Below are 22,552 nucleotides of genomic sequence, written 5' to 3'. Positions count from 1 at the left end.
GCGGACCGAGCGCCTCTATTTCTCCGTCAGTTTCAATTCGATCCGCCGGTTCCGCGCCCGCGCCTCCGGCGTGTCGCCTTCCGTGATCGGCTGGTATTGTCCGAATCCGTTCGCCGCCAGCCGTTCCGGCGGCAGGCCCAGGAAATCGCTCATGTAGCGCACCACCGACAGCGCCCGCGCCTGGCTCAGTTCCCAATTGTCCTCGAACCGCGCATTGGCGCGCAGCGGCGTGCTGTCGGTGTGCCCGTCCACACGGATCACCCAGTCGATCTCGTCGGGAATGTCGTCGGCCACACGCTTGAGGATCGTCGCCACCCGCGCGATTTCCGCCCGCCCCTGCTCGGACAGCGTGTCGCTGCCCAAGGGAAACAGCACCTCGGAGGAGAACACGAAGCGGTCGCCCTCTATCCGCACCCCCTCCGTGTCGCCGAGGATCTCGCGCATCCGCCCGAAGAATTCCGACCGGTAGCGCTCCAGATCACGGCGCTCGGCTTCCTCGAGCTCGCGCCGCCGCCGCTCTTCCGCCGCCGCCCGCGCAAGCGCCTGGTTGAGGTCCTGGCCCAGAGATTGCAACTCGACCTGCGCCTCCGCGTCCCGCGCTTCGGACGCGTCCAGAAGGCCCTGCAGGCGCGACAGCTGCGTGCGCAGCGCGGAGACCTGCTGGTTCAACAACTCGGTCTGCCGCACCGCCGCGTCGGCGCGCTCGGCTTCGCTCTCCAGCTCCGACCGCGCCGTCTCGAGAAGCGCCGCGCGCGTTTCCGACCGGGTCATCGCCTGCTCGGCCTCGGCGGCGGCCTCGTCCCGTGCCGCGAGCGCCGCGACGAGGCGCTCGCGCACCTCCTCGGCCGACATCTCCGCCGCCTCCTGTTCCGCCAGCGCGGCGGCAAGGCGCGCGCGCAGATCCGCGACCTCGCCGGAGAGGCCCTCGGCGCGCGTCTCTGCCGCCGCCAGCCGGTCCTGCAGATCGGACGCCTCCTCGCGTTCCGCAAGCGCGCTCGACAGCGACCGCTCCGCCTCTTCCTCGGCCAGAAGCGCCGCGGCCAGCCGCGCGTTCAGATCCTCCTCGGCCGCGCGCGCCGCCGCCAGCAGCGTCAGCGTCTCCTCTGCCTCCGCCCGCTGCGCCTCCAGCGCCAGCGTCATCGCCGTGAGTTCCGCGTCCGCCGACTCGAGCCGGGCGCGCAGGGCCTCGGCTGCCTCGGCCTCCGCCAGGCGCTGCGCTTCCTCCTCGCTCAGTTCGGACGACAGCGCGTCGACCTCTGACGAGAGCGCCGACACCTGCTCGGACGCTTCGGTGTTCTCGCTGCGCAGATCGGCGACCAGCGCCTCGAGAGCCTCCCGCCTCGCCGCGGCGAGCCGCGCGGCTTCCGTCTCGCGGTCCACCTCGTCACGCGCCTGCGCGAGCGCCAGTTCCAGCGCGTCGCGCTCCTCGGTCAGGGCGGCCTGTGCCTCCTCGAGGCTCTCCTCCGAGGCCGTCAGCGCAGCGATGCGCGCCTCGGCGTCCTCGGCCTCGCCGGTCAGCGTCTCGACCTGCGCCTGCGCCGAGTCCCGCTGCGAGAGCAGCGCCGAGACCCGATCCTCGTAAGAAGCGATCTCTTGCCGCGCGGCGGTCAGTTCGGCCTCTCTTGCCTCCTGCGCCTGCGTCAGAGAGCGGATGATCGCGTCCTGTTCGGCGAGCCGCGTCTCCCTGTCGTCGAGCGTGGCATCCAGCTCTCCCAGACGGCTTTCGAGCTGCGTGTTCTCCCGCTCCGCGAGGCCCAGCGCCGAAGACAGCGACTCGACCTCCGACGTCAGTTGCGACAGCCGCGATTCCTGGGTCTGAAGCTGGCTTTCCTGGCCGGTGATGGTCTCGCGCAGGACGAACTGGATGACCATGAAGATGGTCAGCACGAACATCAGCACCAGCAGCAGGCCGGTCATCGCATCCACGAAGCCCGGCCAGATCGCCGCCTGGAAGCGTTGGCCGGATCGGCGCGCCAGCGCCATGGATCAGCCCTCCTGGCTCTGCTTGGGCTGGAAGCGCTGCGCGCGCACGGTCGGCGCGCTGCCGGTTTTCGGCGCGGCCTGCCGGCTGATCTGCGTCAGCGTGCGCGACAGACCGGCAAGATCGGTGCGCAGCTCGGCCATGCTTTCCTGCCGGCCGGCCGAGATCTCTTCCAGGAGGCGGAGCATCTGCACGTCGATGGACCGCAGGCGCATCCGGCTTTCGGCGTCAAGCCCGCCGTCGCTCTCGCGGCTCGACAACACCTCGATCAGCCGCTCCTGCCCGTCGGCGATACGTGCCAGCGCCGTGGAAGACGGCGCCGTCGCCTCCATCCGCTCGGTCATCCGCTCGATCGAGTCGGCAAGCTGGCCGAGGCGCGATTCGATCTCCCCGCGCGATTCCTCGGACCGGGCGTAGAGGTCCTGCATCGCCTCCATCTGGTCGGCGACCTGTTCGAGCGCGACGGCAGCGCCCGACATCTCGTCCCCGCCCTCGGATGAAGATATGCCGATGCGGGTGATCGAGGACAGCCATTCCTCCAGCTCGCGGTAGAACCGGTTCTGCCCGTGGCCCGCGAAGAGTTCCAGCAGCCCGACGATGAGTGAACCGGCGAGTCCGAGGAGCGAGGAGGCAAAGGCGATCCCCATGCCGCCAAGCTGGCCTTCGAGGCCGTTCATCAGGCGCGAGAACACCTCCGTGCCGCTCTCGCCCTCTTGGGGGACCAGCGAGCGGATCGTGTCGACGAGAGCCGGCACCGTGGTCGCGAGCCCGTAGAACGTGCCGAGAAGACCGAGGAAGATCAGCAACGACACAATGTAGCGCGTGATCTCTCGCGCCTCGTCGATCCGCTGGGCCACCGAATCGAGGATCGACCGCGACGAGGTCGTGGTGATCTGCATCCGCCGTCCACGCGACCGTAGGAGCGCCGCAAGCGGCGCCAGCAGACGCGGCGCGCGCCCGGCCTCGTCCCCGCCGCCGCCGATGAAGGCCTCGATCCAGCGGACCGAGGTTATGATCTGCGCCACCTGCCAGAAACAGGCCAGCACGCCGACCACGAAGACCAGCAGGATGAAGCCGTTGAGATACGGATTGGCCTGGAACACCGGCAGCACCCGGGGCAGCGCCATGACCGCGCCGACTCCCGCGAGCGCCAGCACCGCGACCATCGCCAGCACCTGGCGGATCGGCTGGGCGAATTGCGGATGGGCGTCCGGCTGGTCCATCGCGATGGGCGCCTCCTACGGCTTAAAGGGTTGACACCTCTTGCGGACCCTAAGCGGGTTCCCGGATCAAGCCAAGCGCGCCGCTGCAAGGCAGCGAACACGATCGCTCAACCATTGCAGTTCTGCATCCGGGATGCCCAGTTCCGCGAGGTGCCGGGTGGTGTTCCAAAGGTATTCGGTGTTCGGTCCGCGCCCGCCCACCGCGCGGGCGATGATCTGTGCCTGTTCCTCGAGATCGAGGTCTGCCGCGTATTGCACGTGGTCGGGGTCGATCACGTAACCGACCGCGGTCAGCGGCCCCTCGTCCGTCTCAAGCTCCAGCAGCCGTTCGAGATAGGCCGAGGACACCAGTTCGCGTTCCCGCAGATAGGCGAGCACCGCCTCCGTCTCCTCGGGACGCGCGGCCAGCGCCAGCCCGTCGCAATGCGCCCCCGTCTGCGCGTCGAGCGCGAGCACCAGCCCCGGCTCCTCGGGGCTGCCGCGGTGATGGATGGAGCGCATGCAGAAACTGCGGTGATAGCCGTTCAGCCGCGCCGGCCGACGCTCGGCCACGTCGAAACCGGGATTCCAAAGAAGCGAGGCGTATCCGAACACCCAAAATGTCATGGCCATGGTCCTTGTCTGCCGGCGCCTGTAAACACCATGCTGATGCGCGCTGAAAGGGCCTCGCCATGAAGAAACTGGCAATCGTCATCGTCGTCGCCGCGGCCTTCTGGTCGGCCTGGTGGGTCATCGAGTCGCGCGCGGTCCGCGGCGCGGTCGAAGACTGGTTCGCCGCACAGCGCGCCGAGGGGCGCGACGCCGCCTATGGCGAGCTGAGCGTCGGCGGCTTTCCCAACCGGGTGGACGTGCGACTGCGCGACGTGACGATCTACGACCCCGAGACCGAGACCGGCTGGCAGGCGCCACGCTTCGAGGTGTTCCGGCTGATCTACGACCGCTCGCATTACATCTTCGCGCTGGCCCAGCGGCAGGAGGTCACGGTGAACGGGGATACCTACGTGGCGCAAGGCGACGGCCTGCGGGCGAGCCTCGTGCTCGGCCCCGATGCCACGCTCGGCCGGCTGCACGTGGAAGCGGATACGCTGGCGGTCGACGGGCCGGACACGCGGGTGAACCTGAGCGGGCTGCGCGCCAATCTCGACGCGGTGTCGGAGGGCGCCTCGGACTATCGGCTGGCCGTCTCGTCCCGCGACGGACCGGAAGCCGACCGCGAGATCACGGTGCGCGCGGAGCTGAATTTCGAGGCGCCACCCTCGCTGTCCGGCGGGGGCGCGCGTCTGACCGGCCTCGACATAGACACGCTGGATTACGTACTGCCCGACGCGCGGCTGCGCCTGTCGGGCGATCTGGACGTCGACGACCGCGGGCGCCTGTCGGGCGACATCGACCTGCGAGCCGAAGATTGGCAGGCGCTTCTCGACAGTGCGGTGAGCGAAGGCCGTGTGCCGGAGGAATGGGCGGAGGCGGCCGAATTGGCGCTCGACCTCGTGGCGAGCCTGCGCGGGGGGTCGGACACACTCGATGTCGGACTGCGGCTCGATGACGGGACGATCCGGCTCGGCCCGGTGACGCTGGGCGAGGCGCCGCGCATCCCGGTGCGCTGAGGCTCTGCCCTATATCGGGCAGAGCCGCCCCGGCCGGTCATGCACCGGGCATCCGGGCCTTGCGCATGCCCCCGCGCCGCCCGACACTTCGCTGGCAAGACAGGAGCGGAGCCGCCATGACAGACGCCCTCGCCCGCCGCATCGAGGATCGCCGCGACGACCTCGTCGCGCTGACGCAAGACCTCGTCCGCATCCCCACGCGCAACCCGCCCGGTGAGAATTACCGCGAGATCTGCGCGGCGCTGGAGGCGCGGCTCACCCCGCGCGGCTTCGCCGGCGCCTGGATCCGGGCCGAGGGCGCCCCCGGCGACAGCGCAGCCTACCCCCGCTGGAACATCGTCGCACGGCGCGAGGGGGCGCGCCCCGGCCCCTGCGTGCATTTCAACGGCCATACCGACGTGGTCACGCTGGGCGACGGCTGGACGCGCGACCCTTTCGGCGGCGCGGTGGAGGGGGACCGGATCTACGGCCGCGGCACCTGCGACATGAAGGGTGGGCTCGCCGCCGCCATCGTCGCGGCGGAGGCTTTCATCGACGAACACCCCGGTTTCGCCGGCGCGATCGAGATCAGCGGCACCGCCGACGAGGAATCCGGCGGCTACGGCGGCGTCGCCCACCTTGCCCGCGAGGGCTGGTTCGCGCCGGGCCGGGTGGACCACGTCATCATCCCCGAACCGCTCGGCAAGGACCGGATCTGCCTCGGCCATCGCGGCGCCTGGTGGGCGGAGATCGAGACGCTGGGAGAGATCGCCCACGGCTCCATGCCCTTCCTCGGCGATTGCGCCGTGCGCCACATGGGCGCGGTGCTCGCCGCGTTCGAGGCGGAGCTTTTCCCCGCGCTCGCCGCCCGGCGCACGGAGATGCCGGTGATCCCCGACGGTGCGCGGCAGGCGACGATGAACCTCAACGCCCTGCACGGCGGGGAGCCGGCGCGCGGACCCGGCGACACCTCCCTGCCCGCCTGCAACGTGCCCGACCGCTGCACCCTGCAGATCGACCGGCGCGTGCTGATCGAGGAAGGCGTCGACGCGGCGGCGGCCGAAATCGGCGCGCTGCTGGAGCGGCTGAAGGAGACCCGGCCCGGCTTCGACTACCGCCTGCGCGAGATCAACCGCGTGATCCCGTCGATGACCCCCGAGGATGCGCCGGTGGTCACCACCCTGCGCGCCGCCATCGCCGACACGCTCGGGGCGGAGGCCGCCTTCGTCGCCTCCCCCGGCAGCTACGACCAGAAGCATATCGACCGTATCGGCGCACTGAGGAACTGCGTCGCCTACGGGCCGGGCATCCTGGAGCTGGCGCACAAGCCGGACGAATGGGTCGGCATCACCGACATGCGCGATTCCGCGCGGGTCATGGGGCGCGTGCTGGAACGGCTGTTGCTGCCCTGAAGCGCGCGGGCCGGGCCGGCGGCGCTTGAACGCGCCACGCCTTCCGGGTCAAGCTCCGGCCAAGCGCGTCACGCCGCACCCCAACAGGAGAGCCCGATGAGATCCCGCATCCTCACCCCCGCCTTCGTCCTCTGCGCCCTGCCGGCCGTCGCGCAGGAGACCGGCCTCACGCTCGCGATCCAGCTGGAGCCCCCGCATCTCGACCCGACCTCCGCCGCCGCCGGCGCGATCGACTCGGTTCTCTATGCCAACGTGTTCGAGGGGCTGACCCGCTTCGCGTCCGACGGCAGCATCGAACCGGCGCTCGCCGAAAGCTGGGAGGTGAGCGAGGACGGCACCACCTACACCTTCGCGCTACGCGAGGGCGTGACCTTCCACGATGGCAGCGCCTTCGACGCCGAGGACGTGAAATTCACGCTCGACCGCGCGCGCGGCGAGGACAGCACGAACGCCCAGAAGGTCCTTTTCGAGGGCATCGAGGAGGTCGCGGTCGTCGATCCGCAGACGGTGGAGATCACGCTCGCCGAACCGGACGGGGCGCTGCCCTTCAACCTCGCCTGGGGCGACGCGGTGATCGTCGCGCCCGAGAGCGCGGAGGACATCAAGTCCGCCCCCGTTGGCACCGGCCCCTTCGTCTTCGACGAATGGGTGCAGGGCGACCGGATCGAGCTGGCCCGCTACGGCGATTACTGGGGCGAGGCCCCGGCGCTGGAGACCGCGACCTTCCGCTTCATCTCCGACCCCACGGCGGCCTTCGCGGCGATGATGGCCGGCGACATCGATGTCTTCTCCAACTTCCCCGCGCCCGAAAACCTGCCGCAATTCGAGAACGATCCGCGATTCCAGGTGATCATGGGCTCTTCCGAGGGCGAGACGATCCTGGCCATGAACAACGCCGAGCCGCCGCTCGACGACGTTCTGGTGCGGCAGGCCATCGCCCACGCCATCGACCGCGAGGCGATCATCGACGGGGCGATGTACGGGATCGGCACGCCGATCGGCACGCATTTCGCGCCGCATCATCCCGATTACGTCGATCTTCTCGGCCTCTCGGCCCACGATCAGGAGAGGGCCCGCACGCTGCTGGCCGAGGCCGGGCTTTCGGAGGGGCTGAGGCTGTCGCTGAAACTGCCGCCCCCGCCCTATGCCCGCCGCGGCGGCGAGATCGTGGCGGCGCAGCTGCGCGAGATCGGCATCGAGACCGAGATCGTCAACCTCGAATGGGCGCAATGGCTGGAGGAGGTGTTCCGCGGCCAGGACTTCGACCTGACCATCGTCAGCCATACCGAGCCGATGGATATCGGCATCTACGCGCGGCCGGATTACTACTTCCAGTACGCCAGCCCCGCGTTCCAGCAGATCATGGCGACCCTGAAGGCCACGACCGATCCCGAAGAGCGCTCGGAGCTTCTGGCCGAGGCTCAGACCACGATCGCGGAGGATTACGTGAACGGATACCTCTTCCAGCTCGCCTGGCCGACCGTCGCGGCAGCGGGGATCGAGGGGCTCTGGGCCAACCAGCCAACCCAGGCGAACCCGCTCGCGGACGTCCGCTGGACCGAATGACACGGCGCGCGGCCCCTTGGGACGGGCAATCTGCCCACCCCGAGCACGAAAAGGCAGGAGCCATCATGGACATCACGATCCGGCCGACCCGGAGCGGCGACACCGAAGGCCCCGCCTATTGCGAGGCGATCGGTTTCCACACCTGGCGCACGCTGCCGGGGCGCATCTGCAAGCGCCACGATCTCGCCGCGCCGGTCCCGGTGGACCGGCCCGAAGCGCAGCCCTAACCTGCACCCCATGCTGTCCTACGCGCTTCGCCGGCTCATCTCGCTCGCGCTCAGCCTCGCTGTCGCGTCGCTGGCGATCTTCCTGGTGGTGGAGGTCGCACCCGGCGATCCGGCGGGCTTCATGCTCGGCACCGGCGCGCAGCCCGACACCGTCGCCGCGCTTCGCGCCGAGCTCGGCCTCGATCAGCCCAAGCTGGAGCGATACCTGAGCTGGGCCGGCGGCATGCTCTCGGGCGATTTCGGCACCTCCTACACCTACCGCACGCCGGTGGCGGGGATGGTGGCCGACCGGCTCTGGGTGTCGCTGCCGCTGGCGCTCTACGCGCTCGCGCTTTCCACCCTGCTGGCCTTTCCGGCGGGCCTTTATGCCGCGGCGCGGCGCGGGCGGGCCGGTGATGTCGCGGTCATGGGCGCCACGCAGCTCGGCATCGCGGTGCCGAACTTCTGGTTCGCGATGCTGCTGGTGCTGCTCTTCTCGATCAATCTCGGCTGGTTCTCGGCCGGCGGCTTTCCCGGCTGGTCCGACCCGCTTGCGGCGATCAAGGCGCTGACCCTGCCGGCCTTCGCGCTCGCGCTGCCGCAGGCGGCGATCCTGGCGCGGGTGCTGCGCTCCTCGCTCATCGACGTGCTCGGCGAGGATTTCATCCGCACCGCCCGCGCCAAGGGCCTCACGCGGTTCCAGGCGCTCTGGCGGCACGGGGTGCGCAACGCGCTGATCCCGGTGCTGACCATCGTCGGGCTGCAATTTTCCTTCCTTCTCGCCGGGGCGATCATCATCGAACAGGTGTTCTTCCTGCCCGGCCTCGGGCGGCTGATCTTCCAGGCGATTTCCCAGCGCGACCTGATCGTGGTCGAGTCGGTGGTGATGCTGCTGGTCTTCGCGGTGATCCTTGTCACCTTCCTGACCGATCTGGCCTATGCTTGGGTCGATCCGCGGCTGAGGCGGCGGCGATGATCCGGCGGCTTGTGCCCGGCGCGGTCCTGTCGGCGCTCTTCGTCCTTGCGGCGCTGGTGTCCTACGTGTGGACGCCGGGGGACGTCACCGGCGTCGATATCGCGTCCAAGCTGCAGCCGCCGTCGCCCGAGCACTGGCTCGGCACCGATCACCTCGGGCGCGACCTTCTCGCCATGCTGATGGTGGGCGCGCGCACCTCCATCGCCGTGGCGCTGGTCGCGGTCGGAATCGGCATGGCCGCCGGCGTGCCGCTGGGCCTCGCCGCCGCCGCCATGCGCGGCACGCTCCTCGACGAGGTGATCATGCGCGGCAACGATCTGGTCTTCGCCTTCCCGAGCCTCGTCATCGCCATCCTGATCACCGCCATCGCAGGCCCCGGCGCGGTCAACGCCATCGTCGCCATCGGCATCTTCAACATCCCCGTCTTCGCCCGCCTGACGCGCGGCGCGGCGCTCGCCCTCTGGGAGCGGGACTTCATCATGGCCGCCCGCGTCGCCGGCAAGGGCGCGCCCCGGATCAGCGCAGAGCATATCCTGCCGAACGTTACCAACCTGTTGATCGTGCAGGGCACCATCCAGTTCTCGCTCGGCATCCTCGCCGAGGCGGCGCTGAGCTATGTCGGCCTCGGCGCGCAGCCCCCGGTGCCGTCCTGGGGCCGGATGCTGGCCGAGGCGCAGACCCTCACCGCCATCGCCCCCCATGTCGCGCTGATGCCGGGGCTGGCCATCGTGCTCATGGTGCTGGGCCTCAACCTTCTGGGCGACGGGCTGCGCGACGTGCTCGACCCGCGGCTGCGGGACCTTCGGACATGAGCCTTCTGTCGGTCCGAGACCTCACGCTGAAGATCGGCGCGACGGAAATCCTGCATGGCGTGTCGCTTGACGTCGCCGCCGGAGAGATCGTGGCCGTCACCGGCGAAAGCGGGTCGGGCAAGTCGATGACCGCGCTCGCCACGATGGGCCTATTACCGGCGGGCGCGCGCGCGTCCGGGCACATCCGGCTCGGCGGCACCGACCTTCTGACACTCTCCGAACGCGACCTCTGCCAGTTCCGTGGCCAAGCGATGGGCATGGTCTTTCAGGAGCCGATGACGGCGCTCAACCCAGTGCAACGCATCGGCGACCAGGTCGCCGAGACGCTGCGCCTGCGCGGCACGCCCCGCGCGGAGGCAGAGGCGCGCTCCGCCGACACGCTCGCCCGAATGGGCCTTCACCCCGAGCGCATCCCGCCGTCGCGCTATCCGCACGAGCTGTCGGGCGGGCAGCGCCAGCGGGTCGGGATCGCCATGGCGCTGGCGCTGCGCCCGCGCCTGCTCATCGCCGACGAGCCGACCACGGCGCTCGACGTCACGACGCAGGCGAAGATCCTCGATCTGCTGACGCGCATCGTGCGCGAGGACGACCTCGGCCTTCTGCTCATCACCCACGATCTGGCGGTGGTGCACGGCCGCGCCGACCGGCTGGCGGTGATGAACAAGGGCCGCGTGGTCGAGACCGGCCCGACAGCCCGCGTGTTCGCAGAGATGGCGCACCCCTACACGCGCGCGCTTTTCGCCGCCTCTCGCCATCGCGCGACGCTGGGAGAGCGGCGCACCTACGGCCCCTTGCTCGAGGTCCGCGGGCTGCGGCAGGACTATCCCCTGCCGCGCCCGCACCCCTTCGCGAAGGCACGGTCGCAGACCGCGCTGCGGGGCATCGACCTCGATATCCGCAAGGGCGAACGGGTGGGTCTCGTGGGCGAATCGGGATGCGGGAAATCCACCCTGACCCGCGCGATCCTGGGGCTGGAGGCGCCGGCGAAGGGCATCGTCACGCTCGATGGTGCGCGCGTGCGCGCGGACCGCCGCGACCCGGCGCTGAGGCGCAAGATGCAGGTGGTGTTCCAGGACCCCTATGCCAGCTTCAACCCGCGCCACCCGGTCGCGCGGCTGGTCGCCGAGCCGCTGCACCTGCTCGGCCCGGTGGAGGACCGCGCGGAGCGGGTGGCCGAGGCGCTGACCTCCGTCGGGCTCGACCCTGCGGACGCGCACAAGTCGATCCATGCGTTTTCCGGCGGACAGCGCCAGCGCATCGCCATCGCCCGCGCGCTTGTCACCCGGCCCGAGCTGGTGATCTTCGATGAGGCGGTCTCCGCCCTCGACGTGCGCGTTCGGGCCGGTATCCTCGACCTGATCGCGGGACTCAGCCGGTCGGCTGGACTCGCCTACCTCTTCATCAGCCACGATCTGTCCGTGGTTCGCGGGATTTGCGACCGGATCGTGGTGATGCAGGAGGGCGAGATCGTGGAGGACCGTCCGGCGGAGGATCTGTTCGCCGCGCCGGAGCATCCGCACACGCGGGCGCTGCTGGAGGCGGCGCCGGTGCTGCCCGACAGCGCGGGCAGAGCGAAGGAGGAGACGACATGCGACTGAAAGGCAAGCGGGCCATCGTCACCGGCGCCGCCTCGGGCTTCGGGGCGGGCATCGCGCAGCGCTTCGCCGAGGAAGGCGCGACGGTGATGGTCGCCGACATCGCCGCCGGCCCGGCCGAGGGCATCGCCCGGAGGATCGGCGCCATCGCGCAGGCCGTAGACGTGGCCGACAGGGGCAGCGTGGAGCGGATGGCGGGGGCCGCGACCGAGCGCATGGGCGGTGTCGACATCCTGGTCAACAATGCCGGCATCACCCACATGCCCACCGCGCTCGAGGACGTGGAGGAAGAGGAGTTCGACCACGTCTTCGCGGTGAACTGCAAATCGGTCTACCTGACCGCGCGGGCACTGGTGCCAGCGATGAAGCGCGCCGGCGCGGGGGTCATCCTCAACGTCGCCTCGACCGCCGGGCTGTCGCCGCGGCCGCGGCTCAACTGGTACAATGCCTCCAAGGGCTGGATGATCACCGCGACGAAGGCGATGGCGGTGGAGCTTGCGCCTGCGGGCATCCGGGTGAACGCGCTCGCCCCCGTGGCGGGGGAAACGCCGCTTCTGCGCCGGTTCCTGGGCGAGGACACGCCGGAGACGCGGGCCAAGTTCCTGTCGACGATCCCCATGGGACGGTTCTCCACGCCCGAGGACATGGGGGGCGCGGCGCTCTACCTGTGTTCGGACGACGCCTCGATGGTCACGGGGACGGTGCTGGAAGTGGACGGCGGGCGATGCATCTGACGCCGGGACCGCGCAACCTGATCACCGATGTCGCGGGCCTGCGCGTGGGAAACGCGGAGGACGCGCGGTTGAAATCCGGGACCACGGTCCTGACCGGAGCCGCGCCGCTGACCTGCGGTGTCGCGGTGCAGGGCGGCGCCCCCGGCACGCGGGAGACGGACCTTCTGGATCCGGACAAGATCGCCCCCGGCGTCGATGCGCTGGTCCTGTCGGGCGGCAGCGCCTTCGGCCTCGCCGCCGCGGACGGCGTGATGGCGGCGCTGCATGATGCGGGCCGCGGATTTGCGGTGCTGTCGGCACGAGTGCCCATCGTGCCGGCGGCGATCCTCTTCGATCTGCTGAACGGCGGCGAGAAGGGATGGCGGGACAATCCCTATCCCGCGCTCGGTCGTGCTGCATGGGAGAGCGCGGGGGAGAACTTCGCGCTCGGCACCGCCGGCGCGGGTACCGGCGCGCAGACGGGGCAGGTCAAGGGCGGTCTCGGCTCCGCCTCCTTCGTGCTGCCGTCGGGGGCCAGTGTCGGCGCGCTCGTCGCGGTCAATGCCACGGGTTGCGCGCTCACACCGTCGGGCCGGCATTTCTGGGCCGCGCCGTTCGAGGTGGGCGCCGAGTTCGGCGGTCTTGGCCCGGACCCGAAGGTCGGTCTGCAAGCCCTGCCCGCAAGCCGCAAGGCCGCCGCGATGGCGGCGCAGGGCAACACCACGATCGGGATCGTCGCGACGGACGCCGCGCTCGACAAGGCGCAGGCGCGGCGGCTCGCCATCGCGGCGCATGACGGCTACGCCCGCGCGCTGGTGCCCGCGCACGCCCCGCATGACGGCGACCTCATCTTCGCGGCCTCCACCGGCGCGCGCCCTCTGGACGATCCGCTGACGGAGCTTGCCCTTCTCGGGCACGCGGCTTCCGTCGCAATGGCCCGCGCTATCGCGCGCGCGGTCTGGGAGGCGACACCGTCGCCGGGCGATAGCCTGCCCACGGCGCGCCAGAGCCTTGGTCTCTAGCATCATCGCACCAAGCCGGGTCTTGCACTCTGCCCAGCCTCGGCCGATCGCGCTGCGCAAAGAACGACCCCACGATACCGCATCAAACCTCGTGTCATCACGCCCGCTGGCCCAGCAGGTCTGCCCTGCATGGCAGGCCCGCCCGGCGCATCAGTAGATGTAGCGGATCTGGTCGGCCCAGTAGCGTTCTACCCGTCGCAGCGTGTGGGTTATGTCGTCGAAGCCTTCGCGCCCGACAGCCCCGCTAGAGGAGAGCCCCTCGGCGTGGCGCGAGAACAGCTCGGCCACGATGTCGCGGATCTCCCGGCCCCGTTCGGTCAGGCGCACACGGACGGAGCGGCGGTCGATCTCGCAGCGCTGGTGGTGCATGTAACCCGCGTCCACGAGCTTCTTGAGATTGTAGCTCACGTTCGAGCCCTGGTAGTAGCCGCGCGTTTTCAGCTCGCCCGCCGTGACCTCGTTGTCGCCGATGTTGAACAGCAAGAGCGCCTGCACCGCGTTGACCTCGAGGATGCCGACCCGTTCGAATTCGTCCTTGATCACGTCGAGCAGCAGCCGGTGCAGCCGCTCCACCAGCGACAGCGCATCGAGATAGCTCGCCATGAAGCTCGACCGCTCCGCCGAGGCCATTGACGTGTGCACGCTCATCGTCTTCTCCAATTCACTCTGAACCGGAGGTTCGACGAAAATCCCTGACAAGCTGTTAAGCTTGGCGCATCCGTGCGAAAATTATTAGACCTTCTGCGACATGACCCCTGCGATCCGCGCAACCAGCGCCCCGTAACGGTCGGGCGCGGGCCGCTGGCCGCTGATCCAGGCGTAGAGATCCTGATCGTTCTCGGACAGAAGGTCCTCGTACAGGTCGAGATCCTCGGGGCCGAGTGCCCCCAGCTCCGTTTCCGAGAACCGGATCAGAATGAGATCCATCTCCTTGGTGCCGCGGCGCGCCGAGCGCATCCGCAGACGCTTCAGCCGGACCTCCGCGGGTTCTTCGGCCGCGCTCACCCCGAAGCCTCCCGCACGAGTTGGCGCAGGCGCTTCTCGAGCCGGCCGACCCGTTCGGCCGTCGTCTTCATCTCGGCCTGGACGGCGCGCAGGTCGGTCAGAAGCGCCCGCATGTCCGAGGTCTCCAGGTGATCCGAGCCGGGCGCGTCGACACCGTCGCCTTCACCGGTCAAGAGCCACACGATGCTGACGTTGAGAATGCCCGAGAGCATCTGCAGCCGGTTCGCCCGCGGCTCGTTGCGGTCGGCTTCCCAGCCCTGCAGCGTCGAGTGCTTGACGCCGAGCCGCTTGGCCAGGTCCTCCGAACTCATGCCCGCGGCTTCGCGCGCCGCCGCCAGCCGGTCGCCGAACGTGGCGGCCTCCGGTCCGTACCAATCCGTCTCGTCGTCCATGTCACTCCTTACGCGGACCTCTCCCTGCGTCCGCTTGAACGTGCCTGGGTGGAACCGTATGACAGTGGCTGCGCCATTTCAAACCGGAGCCGACGCGATGGGACTGCTTTCCGACACGCTCTCCCGGGTCAAGTCCTCGCCCACCGTCGCCGTCACCCAGCGCGCGAGAGAGCTCGCGGCCGAAGGGCGCGACATCATCGGCCTCGGCGCCGGGGAGCCGGACTTCGACACGCCGGAGAACGTCAAGCGCGCCGCCATCGCCGCGATCGAGCGCGGGGAGACGAAATACACCGCGCCCGACGGCATCCCGGAGCTGAAGGCGGCGATCTGCGACAAGTTCCGGCGCGAGAACGGGCTCGACTACACGCCGGCGCAGATCTCCGTGTCGACCGGCGGCAAGCAGGTTCTCTACAACGCTCTGATGGCGACGCTGAACCCCGGCGACGAGGTGGTGATCCCGGCGCCCTACTGGGTGAGCTATCCCGACATGGTGCGCCTCGCGGGTGGCACGCCGGTGATCGTGGAGACCTCGATCGATACCAGGTTCCGGATGACGCCCGAGGCGCTGGAGGCGGCGATCACGCCGCGGACCAAGTGGCTGATCTTCAACTCTCCGTCAAACCCGACCGGGGCGGGCTATACGCGCGACCAGCTCTCCGCGCTGACCGAGGTGCTGCTGCGCCATCCGCATGTCTGGGTGATGTCGGACGACATGTACGAGCACCTGGCCTATGACGATTTCGTTTTCTCAACGCCGGCGGAGGTGGAGCCGGCGCTTCACGGCCGCACGCTGACCGTGAACGGCGTCTCCAAGGCTTATGCGATGACCGGCTGGCGCATCGGCTATGCCGGCGGCCCCGAAGAACTGATCGCGGCGATGCGCAAGATCCAGTCGCAATCGACGACCAACCCGTGCTCGATCAGCCAGTGGGCCGCGGTCGAAGCGCTGAGCGGACCGCAGGATTTCCTGGCCGAGCGGGCGGAGGTGTTCCGCACTCGCCGCGACAGGGTGGTCGAAGCGCTGAACGCCTGCCCCGGCGTCTCATGCCCGGTGCCGGAGGGGGCCTTCTACGTCTACCCGTCGGTCGCCGGCTGCCTCGGCAAGACCTCGGCCGGGGGCGCCCGGATCGACGATGACGAGACCTTCGCGGCGGCGCTGCTGGAGGAAACCGGCGTCGCCGTTGTCTTCGGCGCCGCCTTCGGGCTGTCGCCGCACATCCGCATCAGCTATGCCGCGTCGGACGCCATGCTGACCGAGGCGATGGCACGGCTGCGCGCCTTCTGCGACGGCCTGACCTGACGAGGAGACATCATGTCGGGAGCCCTGCCGGACTATTATTTCCGCGTCCGCGAGAACGGCGCTGCCGTTTTCCGCGTCGATGCCGAGACCCGGCAGCGGCGGATCGAGATGGAGCAGATCGCGGTGGTCAACACACGGAGCGGCGAGATCAGGCCGCACGGCGCGCGGGAGCTGTCGGACCGCGACATGGCGGAGATCCGCGCCTGGATGACCGAACGGCAGGCGCTTCTGGCGATGCGCGACATCGACGACATCCACCGCACGGTCGACCAGCTCAACCTGACGGCGCATTGGGCGCAGAGCCGCGCGGCGGACGAGCAGCTGGAGGAAGTGACTGACGCGCTACTTCTGGCGATGCACGACCTGCGCACGGTTCTGGTGCGCAAGAAAGCCGATCGGCTGGCGAAGGAATGAGCGCCGTGCAAGATACCGGCGGGCAGCGCGGGTTGGCAGGGGTCCTCGTGGGGGCCAGCCCCCACACCCCCGGAGTATTTGCCGGCCCAAAGAAGCAGGGGCGCGGGGACGTGCCGAGAGGGAGGTCGCGATGATCACGGTGATCATTCCGGCGCGCTACGCGTCGAGCCGGTATCCGGGCAAACCGCTGGCCGAGCTGGATATCGGCGGCGGGGTGCGTCGGTCGCTGATCGAGCTCACATGGCGGGCGGCGCTGGAGGTGCCGGAGGCCGACGCGGTCTACGTTGCCACCGACGACGACGGCATCGCCGAGGCGGCGCGCGGTTTCGGCGCCGAGGTGATCATGACTTCCGGGAGCTGCCGCAACGGCACCGAGCGCTGCGCGGACGCGCTGGAGCGCGCCGGGCTGGCACCGGAGATCGTGGTGAACCTTCAGGGCGACGCGCCGCTGACGCCGCCCTGGTTCCTGTCGGCGCTGATCGCGGCGATGCGGGCGGACCCGACGCTCGACGCGGCGACGCCGGTGCTGCGCTGCGAGCCCGCGACGCTGGCGCTGTTACAGGAGGACCGTCGCGCGGGCCGCGTGGGCGGCACCACGGCGGTCTTCGACCGGGCGGGCCGCGGGCTCTACTTCTCCAAGGAAGTGATTCCGTTCGTCGAAGGGCGCGCGTTTTCCGCGGGCGAAGTGCCGGTCTTTCACCATGTCGGGGTCTATGCCTACCGGCCCGAGACGCTGCGGCGCTACCAGGATTGGCCCGAGGGACCGCTGGAGCGGCTGGAGGGGCTGGAGCAGTTGCGGTTCCTCGAGAACGGCGCGCGGATGCAATGCGTGGAGGTGGATTCGCGGGGGCGGGTGTTCTGGGAACTCAACAACCCGCAGGATGTGGCGCGGATCGAGGCAGTGCTGAAGGAGCAGAGGACGTGACGGACGTCGAGGTCGGACCGGTCACCTTCGGCAATGCGCGGCCCTTCGTGCTGATCGCCGGACCTTGCCAGCTGGAAAGCCGTGACCATGCGCGGATGCTGGCGTCGCGGATCGGCGAGAGCGCGGCGCGCTATGGCGTGCCCTTCGTCTTCAAGGCCAGTTACGACAAGGCGAACCGCTCGTCGCTGTCGGGCAAGCGCGGACTCGGGATCGAGGCGGGTCTGGAGATCCTCGCCGCGATCCGGGACGAGTTCGGCTGCCCGGTGATCACCGACGTGCACGATATCCCGCAGGCCGAACGCGCGGCCGAGGCCGTGGATATCCTGCAGATCCCCGCCTTCCTGTCGCGGCAGACCGACCTTCTGCTCGCCGCCGGAGAGACGGGGCGCGCGATCAACGTCAAGAAGGGCCAGTTCCTCGCGCCGTGGGACATGAGCAACGTGGCGGGCAAGATCGCCTCGACGGGGAACGGTCGGATTCTGCTCTGCGAGCGGGGGACGAGCTTCGGCTACAACATGCTGGTGTCGGATTTCAGGTCGCTGCCGATCATGGGCGAGACGGGCTACCCGGTGGTATTCGACGCGACCCATTCGGTGCAGCTGCCGGGCGGCCAGGGCACATCTTCGGGCGGGCAGCGGGAATTCGTGCCGGTGCTGGCGCGGGCGGCGCTGGCGGTGGGGGCGGCCTCGGTCTTCATGGAAGTGCACGAGGACCCGGACAACGCGCCTTCGGACGGACCCAACATGATGCCCCTGGCCGGGCTCGACGCCCTACTGGCGCGGTTGAAGGCGTTCGACCGGCTGGCGAAGCAGGGCTGAGCGGCGGCGGGATATAGCCGCCTCACAGCTTCCCGACGGGCCCGCTTCCAATCAGTCGAGCAAGGTGGCGATGGCCCGAACGGCACCGCAGGTGCGGGGCGCGGCGGCCCGGCTACCGGCGGTGGCTTCCTTGGTGGGCGGTTGCCTCCAGCAGAAAAGGGGCGCAGCGTTGCGTGTCGGGCTCGCGCGCGGCCACGGCGCAGCCCTCGGATACGTCAAACAAACCAAAAAGCGCCCCCGGGAGGACCCGGGGGCGCTTCTGCTGTCAGATACCCGAGGCCGCTTATTCGCGGCTCTCGGGGGTGTCGACGATCAGCGTGTCGAACTCGTCGCCGCCGACCACGTCGCCCTCGCCCGAGGCGCTTTCGGCCGGAGCGGCGAGGCGTGCGGCATGCTCTGCCTCGGCGCGGCGCGCGTCGATGACCACGTTGTCGCGGTCGGTCGCGATCTTGCGCACCTTCTGGGTCGCGCCGCCGGTGCCCGCCGGGATCAGGCGGCCGACGATCACGTTCTCCTTGAGGCCCACCAGGTTGTCGACCTTGCCCTGCACCGACGCCTCGGTCAGCACGCGCGTGGTCTCCTGGAACGACGCTGCGGAGATGAAGGACCGCGTCTGCAGCGATGCCTTGGTGATCCCCAGCAGGATGGGCTCACCCTGTGCGAGGCGGCCCCCCTTCTTCTCGGCCTTGGCGTTGGCCTCGTCGAACTCGATCTTGTCGACATGCTCGCCCTTGAGGAGCGTGGTGTCGCCCGAATCGAGGATCTCCCACTTCTGCAGCATCTGGCGGACGATGACCTCGACGTGCTTGTCGTTGATTTTCACGCCCTGCAGCCGGTAGACGTCCTGCACCTCGTCGATCATGTAGTTGGCCAGCGCCTCGACACCCATGATGGAGAGGATGTCATGCGGCGCGGGGTTGCCGTCCATGATGTAATCGCCCTTCTGGACATAGTCGCCTTCCGCAACGGGAATGTGCTTGCCCTTCGGGATCATGTACTCCTTGGTCTCGAGGCTGTCGTCCACCGGGTCGATCGCGATCCGGCGCTTGTTCTTGTAGTCCTTGCCGAAGCGGACATAGCCGTCGATCTCCGCGATGATCGCGTGATCCTTCGGACGGCGCGCCTCGAAGAGCTCGGCCACACGCGGCAGACCGCCGGTGATGTCCTTGGTCTTCGCACCCTCGCGCGGGATCCGCGCCACGACGTCGCCGGCCTTGACCTCCTGGCCGTCTTCGCAGGACAGGACCGCGTCCACCGACATCGGGTAGGTGATCGGGTTGCCCTGATCGTTGCGCACCGGCTCGCCATCCTCGTTCATCAGGATGATCTCGGGCTTGAGCTCGTTGCCCTTGGGCGCGGCGCGCCAGTCGGTCACGATCTTCTGGGACATGCCGGTCGCGTCGTCAGTTTCCTCCCGTACGGCGACCCCGTTCACGAGGTCGACGTGACGGGCGACACCGTCCTTCTCGGCGATGATCGGCAGCGTGTAGGGGTCCCACTCGAAGAGCTTGTCGCCCCGCTCGATCTCCTGGCCTTCGGTGACGAAGAGCTTGGTGCCGTAGCCGACCTTGTGGCTGGCGCGTTCGGCCCCGTCCTCTCCGGCGATGATCACCTTCATGTTGCGGCCCATCACCAGCGTCTCGCCCGCGGCATTGACCAGCGTGTTCGGGTTCTCGAACTGGATCACGCCCGATTGCGACGCTTCGAGGAACGATTGCTGCCCCCCCTGGGCGACGCCGCCGATGTGGAAGGTCCGCATCGTAAGCTGCGTGCCCGGCTCGCCGATCGATTGCGCCGCGATGATGCCGACGGCTTCTCCGACGTTCACCATGGTGCCGCGCGCGAGGTCACGCCCGTAGCACATGGCGCAGACGCCTTCCTCGGCTTCGCAGGTCAGCGGCGAGCGGATGCGCGCGGTCTGTACCGCTGCCTCGTCCACCGCGTCGGACAGCCGCTCGTCGATGAGCTGGCCTTCCTTGACGATCACCTCGTCGGAGCCCGGGCGCAGGATGTCCTCTGCCGCGACGCGGCCGAGCAGACGCTCCGCCAGCGAGGCCACCACCTCGCCGTCGTTGATCGCCGCCTCGGCGGTGATCGACCGGTCGGTGCCGCAATCGGGCATACGGATGATGCAGTCCTGCGCCACGTCCACCAGACGGCGGGTCAGGTAGCCCGAGTTCGCCGTTTTCAGCGCCGTGTCCGACAGACCCTTCCGCGCGCCGTGGGTGGAGTTGAAGTACTCCAGCACGGTCAGGCCTTCCTTGAAGTTCGAGATGATCGGCGTCTCGATGATCTCGCCGTTCGGCTTGGCCATCAGGCCGCGCATCCCGCCGAGCTGCTTCATCTGCGTGACCGAGCCCCGCGCACCGGAATGGGCCATCATGTAGACCGAGTTCGGTTCCATCTCGGAGCCGTCCTCGGCGTGTTTGGAGGTCGAGATGGTGGTCATCATCGCCTCGGTGACCTTGTCGTTGCACTTCGACCAGGCATCGACGACCTTGTTGTACTTCTCACCCTGGGTGATCAGGCCGTCCATGTATTGCTGTTCGAAGTCCTTCACCTGGGCGCGGGTCTCTTCCACGATCGGCCACTTCGACTCAGGGATGACCATGTCGTCCTTGCCGAAGGAGATGCCCGCCTTGAACGCCTCCTTGAAGCCCATGGACATGATCTGGTCGCAGAAGATGACCGATTCCTTCTGGCCGCAATAGCGGTACACGGTGTCGATCACGCGCTGCACGTCCTTCTTGCGAAGCAGCGTATTGACCAGATCGAAGGGCGCCTTGGCATTCATCGGCAGCAGCGCACCGAGCCGCACGCGGCCGGGCGTCGTCTCGTAGCGCTTGACGATCTCCTGGCCCTCGTCGTCGATCTGCTTCACGCGGCACTGGATCTTGGCGTGCATGTGCACTTCGCCGGCGTTGAGCGCGTGCTCCACCTCTTCGACGGAGCCGAAGATCATGTCCTCGCCCTTCATGCCCTCACGCATGATGGTGAGGTAGTAGAGGCCGAGGATCATGTCCTGCGACGGCACGATGATCGGCGCGCCGTTCGCCGGCGACAGCACGTTGTTCGTGGACATCATCAGGACGCGCGCCTCGAGCTGCGCCTCCAGGCTCAGCGGAACGTGCACGGCCATCTGGTCGCCGTCGAAGTCGGCGTTGAACGCCGAGCAGACCAGCGGGTGAAGCTGGATCGCCTTGCCCTCGATCAGGGTGGGCTCGAACGCCTGGATGCCCAGACGGTGCAGCGTCGGCGCGCGGTTCAGAAGCACGGGGTGCTCGCGGATCACCTCGTCGAGGATGTCCCAGACTTCCGGGCGCTCCTTCTCGACCAGCTTCTTCGCCTGCTTCACCGTGGACGACAGACCCTTGGCCTCGAGCCGCGAGTAGATGAACGGCTTGAACAGCTCGAGCGCCATCTTCTTGGGCAGGCCGCACTGGTGCAGCTTGAGTTCCGGCCCGGTCACGATGACCGACCGGCCCGAGAAGTCGACGCGCTTGCCGAGAAGGTTCTGACGGAACCGGCCCTGCTTGCCCTTGAGCATGTCGGAGAGCGACTTCAGCGGGCGCTTGTTGGCACCTGTGATGACGCGGCCGCGACGGCCGTTGTCGAACAGCGCGTCAACGGATTCCTGGAGCATCCGCTTCTCGTTGCGGACGATGATGTCCGGCGCGCGCAGTTCGATCAGCCGCTTGAGGCGGTTGTTCCGGTTGATGACGCGGCGATAGAGGTCGTTGAGGTCCGATGTCGCGAAGCGGCCGCCATCGAGCGGCACCAGCGGACGCAGTTCCGGCGGGATGACCGGGATCACCGTCATGACCATCCATTCCGGACGGTTGCCGGATTCGAGGAAGTTCTCGACGACCTTCAGGCGTTTGATGATCTTCTTCGGCTTGAGCTCACCGGTGGCCTCCTTGAGGTCCTCGCGCAGGCGCTCTGCCTCCGACTCGAGGTCGATGGCGGCCAACATCTCGCGGATCGCCTCGGCGCCGATATTCGCCGTGAACGCGTCCATGCCGTACTGGTCCTGGGCGTCCATGAACTCTTCTTCGGTCAGCATCTGGCCGTAGTTGAGGTCCGTCAGGCCCGGCTCGATCACCACGTAGTTCTCGAAGTAGAGTACGCGCTCCAGATCGCGCAGCGTCATGTCGAGCATGAGCCCGATGCGCGAGGGCAGCGATTTCAGGAACCAGATGTGGGCACAGGGCGCGGCCAGCTCGATGTGGCCCATGCGCTCGCGCCGGACCTTCTGGAGCGTGACCTCGACGCCGCATTTCTCGCAGACGACGCCGCGATATTTCATGCGCTTGTACTTGCCGCACAGGCACTCGTAATCCTTGATCGGACCGAAGATGCGCGCGCAGAAAAGGCCGTCACGCTCGGGCTTGAACGTCCGGTAGTTGATCGTCTCGGGCTTCTTGATCTCGCCGAAGGACCAGCTGAGGATCCGCTCGGGCGAGGCCAGCGAGACCTTGATCTCGTCGAACACCTTGGGCGGGGTCAGCGGGTTGAACGGGTTGTTCGTCAGTTCCTGGTTCATCTTGATACCTCGAATAGCGCGGGAAGGACGGGGCTGGCCGGGCTGAAACCCGGCCTACCCAAG

Annotated in this window: 20 protein-coding genes; 13 read left to right on the top strand and 7 right to left on the bottom strand. The window is 68.7% G+C overall.

Going from position 1 to position 22,552, the window contains the following annotated elements:
- Window positions 1–15: 15 nt before the first annotated feature.
- From F3H57_RS16925 to F3H57_RS16915, 3 genes are all read right to left on the bottom strand, one after another.
- Window positions 16–1,983, bottom strand: coding sequence for a peptidoglycan -binding protein (locus F3H57_RS16925; protein WP_149757199.1), 1,968 nt, complete (start codon window positions 1,981–1,983; stop codon window positions 16–18).
- Between the two features lie 3 nt (window positions 1,984–1,986).
- Window positions 1,987–3,204, bottom strand: coding sequence for a biopolymer transporter ExbB (locus tag F3H57_RS16920; protein ID WP_223163116.1), 1,218 nt, complete (start codon window positions 3,202–3,204; stop codon window positions 1,987–1,989).
- 66 nt (window positions 3,205–3,270) lie between these two features.
- Window positions 3,271–3,810: a gamma-glutamylcyclotransferase gene (locus F3H57_RS16915; RefSeq protein WP_149757197.1), complete on the bottom strand. Its 540-nt coding sequence runs from the start codon at window positions 3,808–3,810 to the stop codon at window positions 3,271–3,273.
- Between the two features lie 65 nt (window positions 3,811–3,875).
- Here F3H57_RS16915 and F3H57_RS16910 point away from each other — a divergent pair, with 65 nt between their 5' ends.
- The 9 genes from F3H57_RS16910 (at window position 3,876) to F3H57_RS16875 (ending at window position 13,092) form a co-directional block, all read left to right on the top strand.
- Window positions 3,876–4,811, top strand: a complete 936-nt coding sequence (locus tag F3H57_RS16910; protein WP_149757195.1) for a DUF2125 domain-containing protein — start codon at window positions 3,876–3,878, stop codon at window positions 4,809–4,811.
- Between the two features lie 116 nt (window positions 4,812–4,927).
- A complete protein-coding gene (locus F3H57_RS16905) occupies window positions 4,928–6,202 on the top strand; it encodes an acetylornithine deacetylase/succinyl-diaminopimelate desuccinylase family protein (RefSeq protein ID WP_149757193.1) in 1,275 nt (424 codons plus the stop codon).
- Between the two features lie 96 nt (window positions 6,203–6,298).
- Window positions 6,299–7,768: an ABC transporter substrate-binding protein gene (locus F3H57_RS16900; protein ID WP_149757191.1), complete on the top strand. Its 1,470-nt coding sequence runs from the start codon at window positions 6,299–6,301 to the stop codon at window positions 7,766–7,768.
- Between the two features lie 65 nt (window positions 7,769–7,833).
- On the top strand, window positions 7,834–7,995 hold the full coding sequence (locus F3H57_RS22310) for a hypothetical protein (protein ID WP_188129723.1): 162 nt from the start codon (window positions 7,834–7,836) through the stop codon (window positions 7,993–7,995).
- A 10-nt stretch (window positions 7,996–8,005) separates the two neighbouring features.
- On the top strand, window positions 8,006–8,950 hold the full coding sequence (locus tag F3H57_RS16895; protein WP_149757189.1) for an ABC transporter permease: 945 nt from the start codon (window positions 8,006–8,008) through the stop codon (window positions 8,948–8,950).
- Window positions 8,947–9,762 (top strand): ABC transporter permease, encoded by an 816-nt coding sequence (locus F3H57_RS16890; protein WP_149757187.1) that lies wholly within the window; start codon window positions 8,947–8,949, stop codon window positions 9,760–9,762. Before F3H57_RS16895 ends, F3H57_RS16890 begins: the two co-directional genes overlap by 4 nt.
- Window positions 9,759–11,360, top strand: coding sequence for an ABC transporter ATP-binding protein (locus tag F3H57_RS16885; protein ID WP_149757185.1), 1,602 nt, complete (start codon window positions 9,759–9,761; stop codon window positions 11,358–11,360). Before F3H57_RS16890 ends, F3H57_RS16885 begins: the two co-directional genes overlap by 4 nt.
- Window positions 11,351–12,091 (top strand): glucose 1-dehydrogenase, encoded by a 741-nt coding sequence (locus tag F3H57_RS16880; protein WP_149757183.1) that lies wholly within the window; start codon window positions 11,351–11,353, stop codon window positions 12,089–12,091. Before F3H57_RS16885 ends, F3H57_RS16880 begins: the two co-directional genes overlap by 10 nt.
- Complete coding sequence (locus tag F3H57_RS16875) at window positions 12,088–13,092, top strand: P1 family peptidase (protein WP_149757274.1); 1,005 nt, start codon at window positions 12,088–12,090, stop codon at window positions 13,090–13,092. The genes F3H57_RS16880 and F3H57_RS16875 overlap by 4 nt, the downstream gene beginning before the upstream one ends.
- Window positions 13,093–13,242: 150 nt before the next feature.
- On the opposite strand, the gene F3H57_RS16870 is transcribed toward F3H57_RS16875, so the two are convergent.
- The 3 genes from F3H57_RS16870 to F3H57_RS16860 all read right to left on the bottom strand — a co-directional run bounded on the left by F3H57_RS16870 (window position 13,243) and on the right by F3H57_RS16860 (window position 14,489).
- Entirely contained in the window at window positions 13,243–13,740 is a 498-nt protein-coding gene (locus F3H57_RS16870) for a MarR family winged helix-turn-helix transcriptional regulator (RefSeq protein ID WP_223163115.1), read from the bottom strand.
- An 84-nt stretch (window positions 13,741–13,824) separates the two neighbouring features.
- Window positions 13,825–14,097 (bottom strand): FAD assembly factor SdhE, encoded by a 273-nt coding sequence (locus tag F3H57_RS16865; protein ID WP_316633608.1) that lies wholly within the window; start codon window positions 14,095–14,097, stop codon window positions 13,825–13,827.
- Window positions 14,094–14,489, bottom strand: coding sequence for a helix-turn-helix domain-containing protein (locus tag F3H57_RS16860; protein WP_149757181.1), 396 nt, complete (start codon window positions 14,487–14,489; stop codon window positions 14,094–14,096). The genes F3H57_RS16865 and F3H57_RS16860 overlap by 4 nt, the downstream gene beginning before the upstream one ends.
- A gap of 97 nt (window positions 14,490–14,586) precedes the next feature.
- On the opposite strand from F3H57_RS16860, the gene F3H57_RS16855 reads away from it, so the two are divergent.
- The 4 genes from F3H57_RS16855 to kdsA all read left to right on the top strand — a co-directional run bounded on the left by F3H57_RS16855 (window position 14,587) and on the right by kdsA (window position 17,946).
- On the top strand, window positions 14,587–15,789 hold the full coding sequence (locus tag F3H57_RS16855) for a pyridoxal phosphate-dependent aminotransferase (protein ID WP_149757179.1): 1,203 nt from the start codon (window positions 14,587–14,589) through the stop codon (window positions 15,787–15,789).
- Window positions 15,790–15,801: 12 nt separating this feature from the next.
- Entirely contained in the window at window positions 15,802–16,203 is a 402-nt protein-coding gene (locus F3H57_RS16850; RefSeq protein WP_149757178.1) for a hypothetical protein, read from the top strand.
- A gap of 130 nt (window positions 16,204–16,333) precedes the next feature.
- Window positions 16,334–17,128, top strand: coding sequence for a 3-deoxy-manno-octulosonate cytidylyltransferase (locus F3H57_RS16845; protein ID WP_149757176.1), 795 nt, complete (start codon window positions 16,334–16,336; stop codon window positions 17,126–17,128).
- Complete coding sequence (gene kdsA / locus F3H57_RS16840; RefSeq protein WP_223163114.1) at window positions 17,125–17,946, top strand: 3-deoxy-8-phosphooctulonate synthase; 822 nt, start codon at window positions 17,125–17,127, stop codon at window positions 17,944–17,946. Before F3H57_RS16845 ends, kdsA begins: the two co-directional genes overlap by 4 nt.
- Before the next feature lie 283 nt (window positions 17,947–18,229).
- Here kdsA and rpoC read toward each other — a convergent pair whose 3' ends face one another.
- Complete coding sequence (gene rpoC, locus F3H57_RS16835; protein WP_149757172.1) at window positions 18,230–22,489, bottom strand: DNA-directed RNA polymerase subunit beta'; 4,260 nt, start codon at window positions 22,487–22,489, stop codon at window positions 18,230–18,232.
- Window positions 22,490–22,552 lie beyond the last annotated feature (63 nt).

Source organism: Roseivivax sediminis (assembly GCF_900112685.1).
Taxonomy (GTDB): domain Bacteria; phylum Pseudomonadota; class Alphaproteobacteria; order Rhodobacterales; family Rhodobacteraceae; genus Roseivivax; species Roseivivax sediminis.
This window is presented reverse-complemented; position numbering and strand designations above follow the sequence as displayed.

Excerpts from the sequence above, each read along its gene's own strand:
- F3H57_RS16905 (WP_149757193.1), top strand. The coding sequence starts at position 4,928 with ATGACAGACGCCCTCGCCCGCCGCATCGAGGATCGCCGCGACGACCTC.
- F3H57_RS16920 (WP_223163116.1), bottom strand. The coding sequence starts at position 3,204 with ATGGACCAGCCGGACGCCCATCCGCAATTCGCCCAGCCGATCCGCCAG.
- F3H57_RS16890 (WP_149757187.1), top strand. The coding sequence starts at position 8,947 with ATGATCCGGCGGCTTGTGCCCGGCGCGGTCCTGTCGGCGCTCTTCGTC.
- F3H57_RS16845 (WP_149757176.1), top strand. The coding sequence starts at position 16,334 with ATGATCACGGTGATCATTCCGGCGCGCTACGCGTCGAGCCGGTATCCG.
- F3H57_RS22310 (WP_188129723.1), top strand. The coding sequence starts at position 7,834 with ATGGACATCACGATCCGGCCGACCCGGAGCGGCGACACCGAAGGCCCC.
- F3H57_RS16880 (WP_149757183.1), top strand. The coding sequence starts at position 11,351 with ATGCGACTGAAAGGCAAGCGGGCCATCGTCACCGGCGCCGCCTCGGGC.
- F3H57_RS16915 (WP_149757197.1), bottom strand. The coding sequence starts at position 3,810 with ATGACATTTTGGGTGTTCGGATACGCCTCGCTTCTTTGGAATCCCGGT.
- F3H57_RS16860 (WP_149757181.1), bottom strand. The coding sequence starts at position 14,489 with ATGGACGACGAGACGGATTGGTACGGACCGGAGGCCGCCACGTTCGGC.
- F3H57_RS16895 (WP_149757189.1), top strand. The coding sequence starts at position 8,006 with ATGCTGTCCTACGCGCTTCGCCGGCTCATCTCGCTCGCGCTCAGCCTC.
- rpoC (WP_149757172.1), bottom strand. The coding sequence starts at position 22,489 with ATGAACCAGGAACTGACGAACAACCCGTTCAACCCGCTGACCCCGCCC.
- F3H57_RS16870 (WP_223163115.1), bottom strand. The coding sequence starts at position 13,740 with ATGAGCGTGCACACGTCAATGGCCTCGGCGGAGCGGTCGAGCTTCATG.
- F3H57_RS16910 (WP_149757195.1), top strand. The coding sequence starts at position 3,876 with ATGAAGAAACTGGCAATCGTCATCGTCGTCGCCGCGGCCTTCTGGTCG.
- F3H57_RS16885 (WP_149757185.1), top strand. The coding sequence starts at position 9,759 with ATGAGCCTTCTGTCGGTCCGAGACCTCACGCTGAAGATCGGCGCGACG.
- F3H57_RS16855 (WP_149757179.1), top strand. The coding sequence starts at position 14,587 with ATGGGACTGCTTTCCGACACGCTCTCCCGGGTCAAGTCCTCGCCCACC.
- F3H57_RS16900 (WP_149757191.1), top strand. The coding sequence starts at position 6,299 with ATGAGATCCCGCATCCTCACCCCCGCCTTCGTCCTCTGCGCCCTGCCG.
- F3H57_RS16850 (WP_149757178.1), top strand. The coding sequence starts at position 15,802 with ATGTCGGGAGCCCTGCCGGACTATTATTTCCGCGTCCGCGAGAACGGC.
- F3H57_RS16925 (WP_149757199.1), bottom strand. The coding sequence starts at position 1,983 with ATGGCGCTGGCGCGCCGATCCGGCCAACGCTTCCAGGCGGCGATCTGG.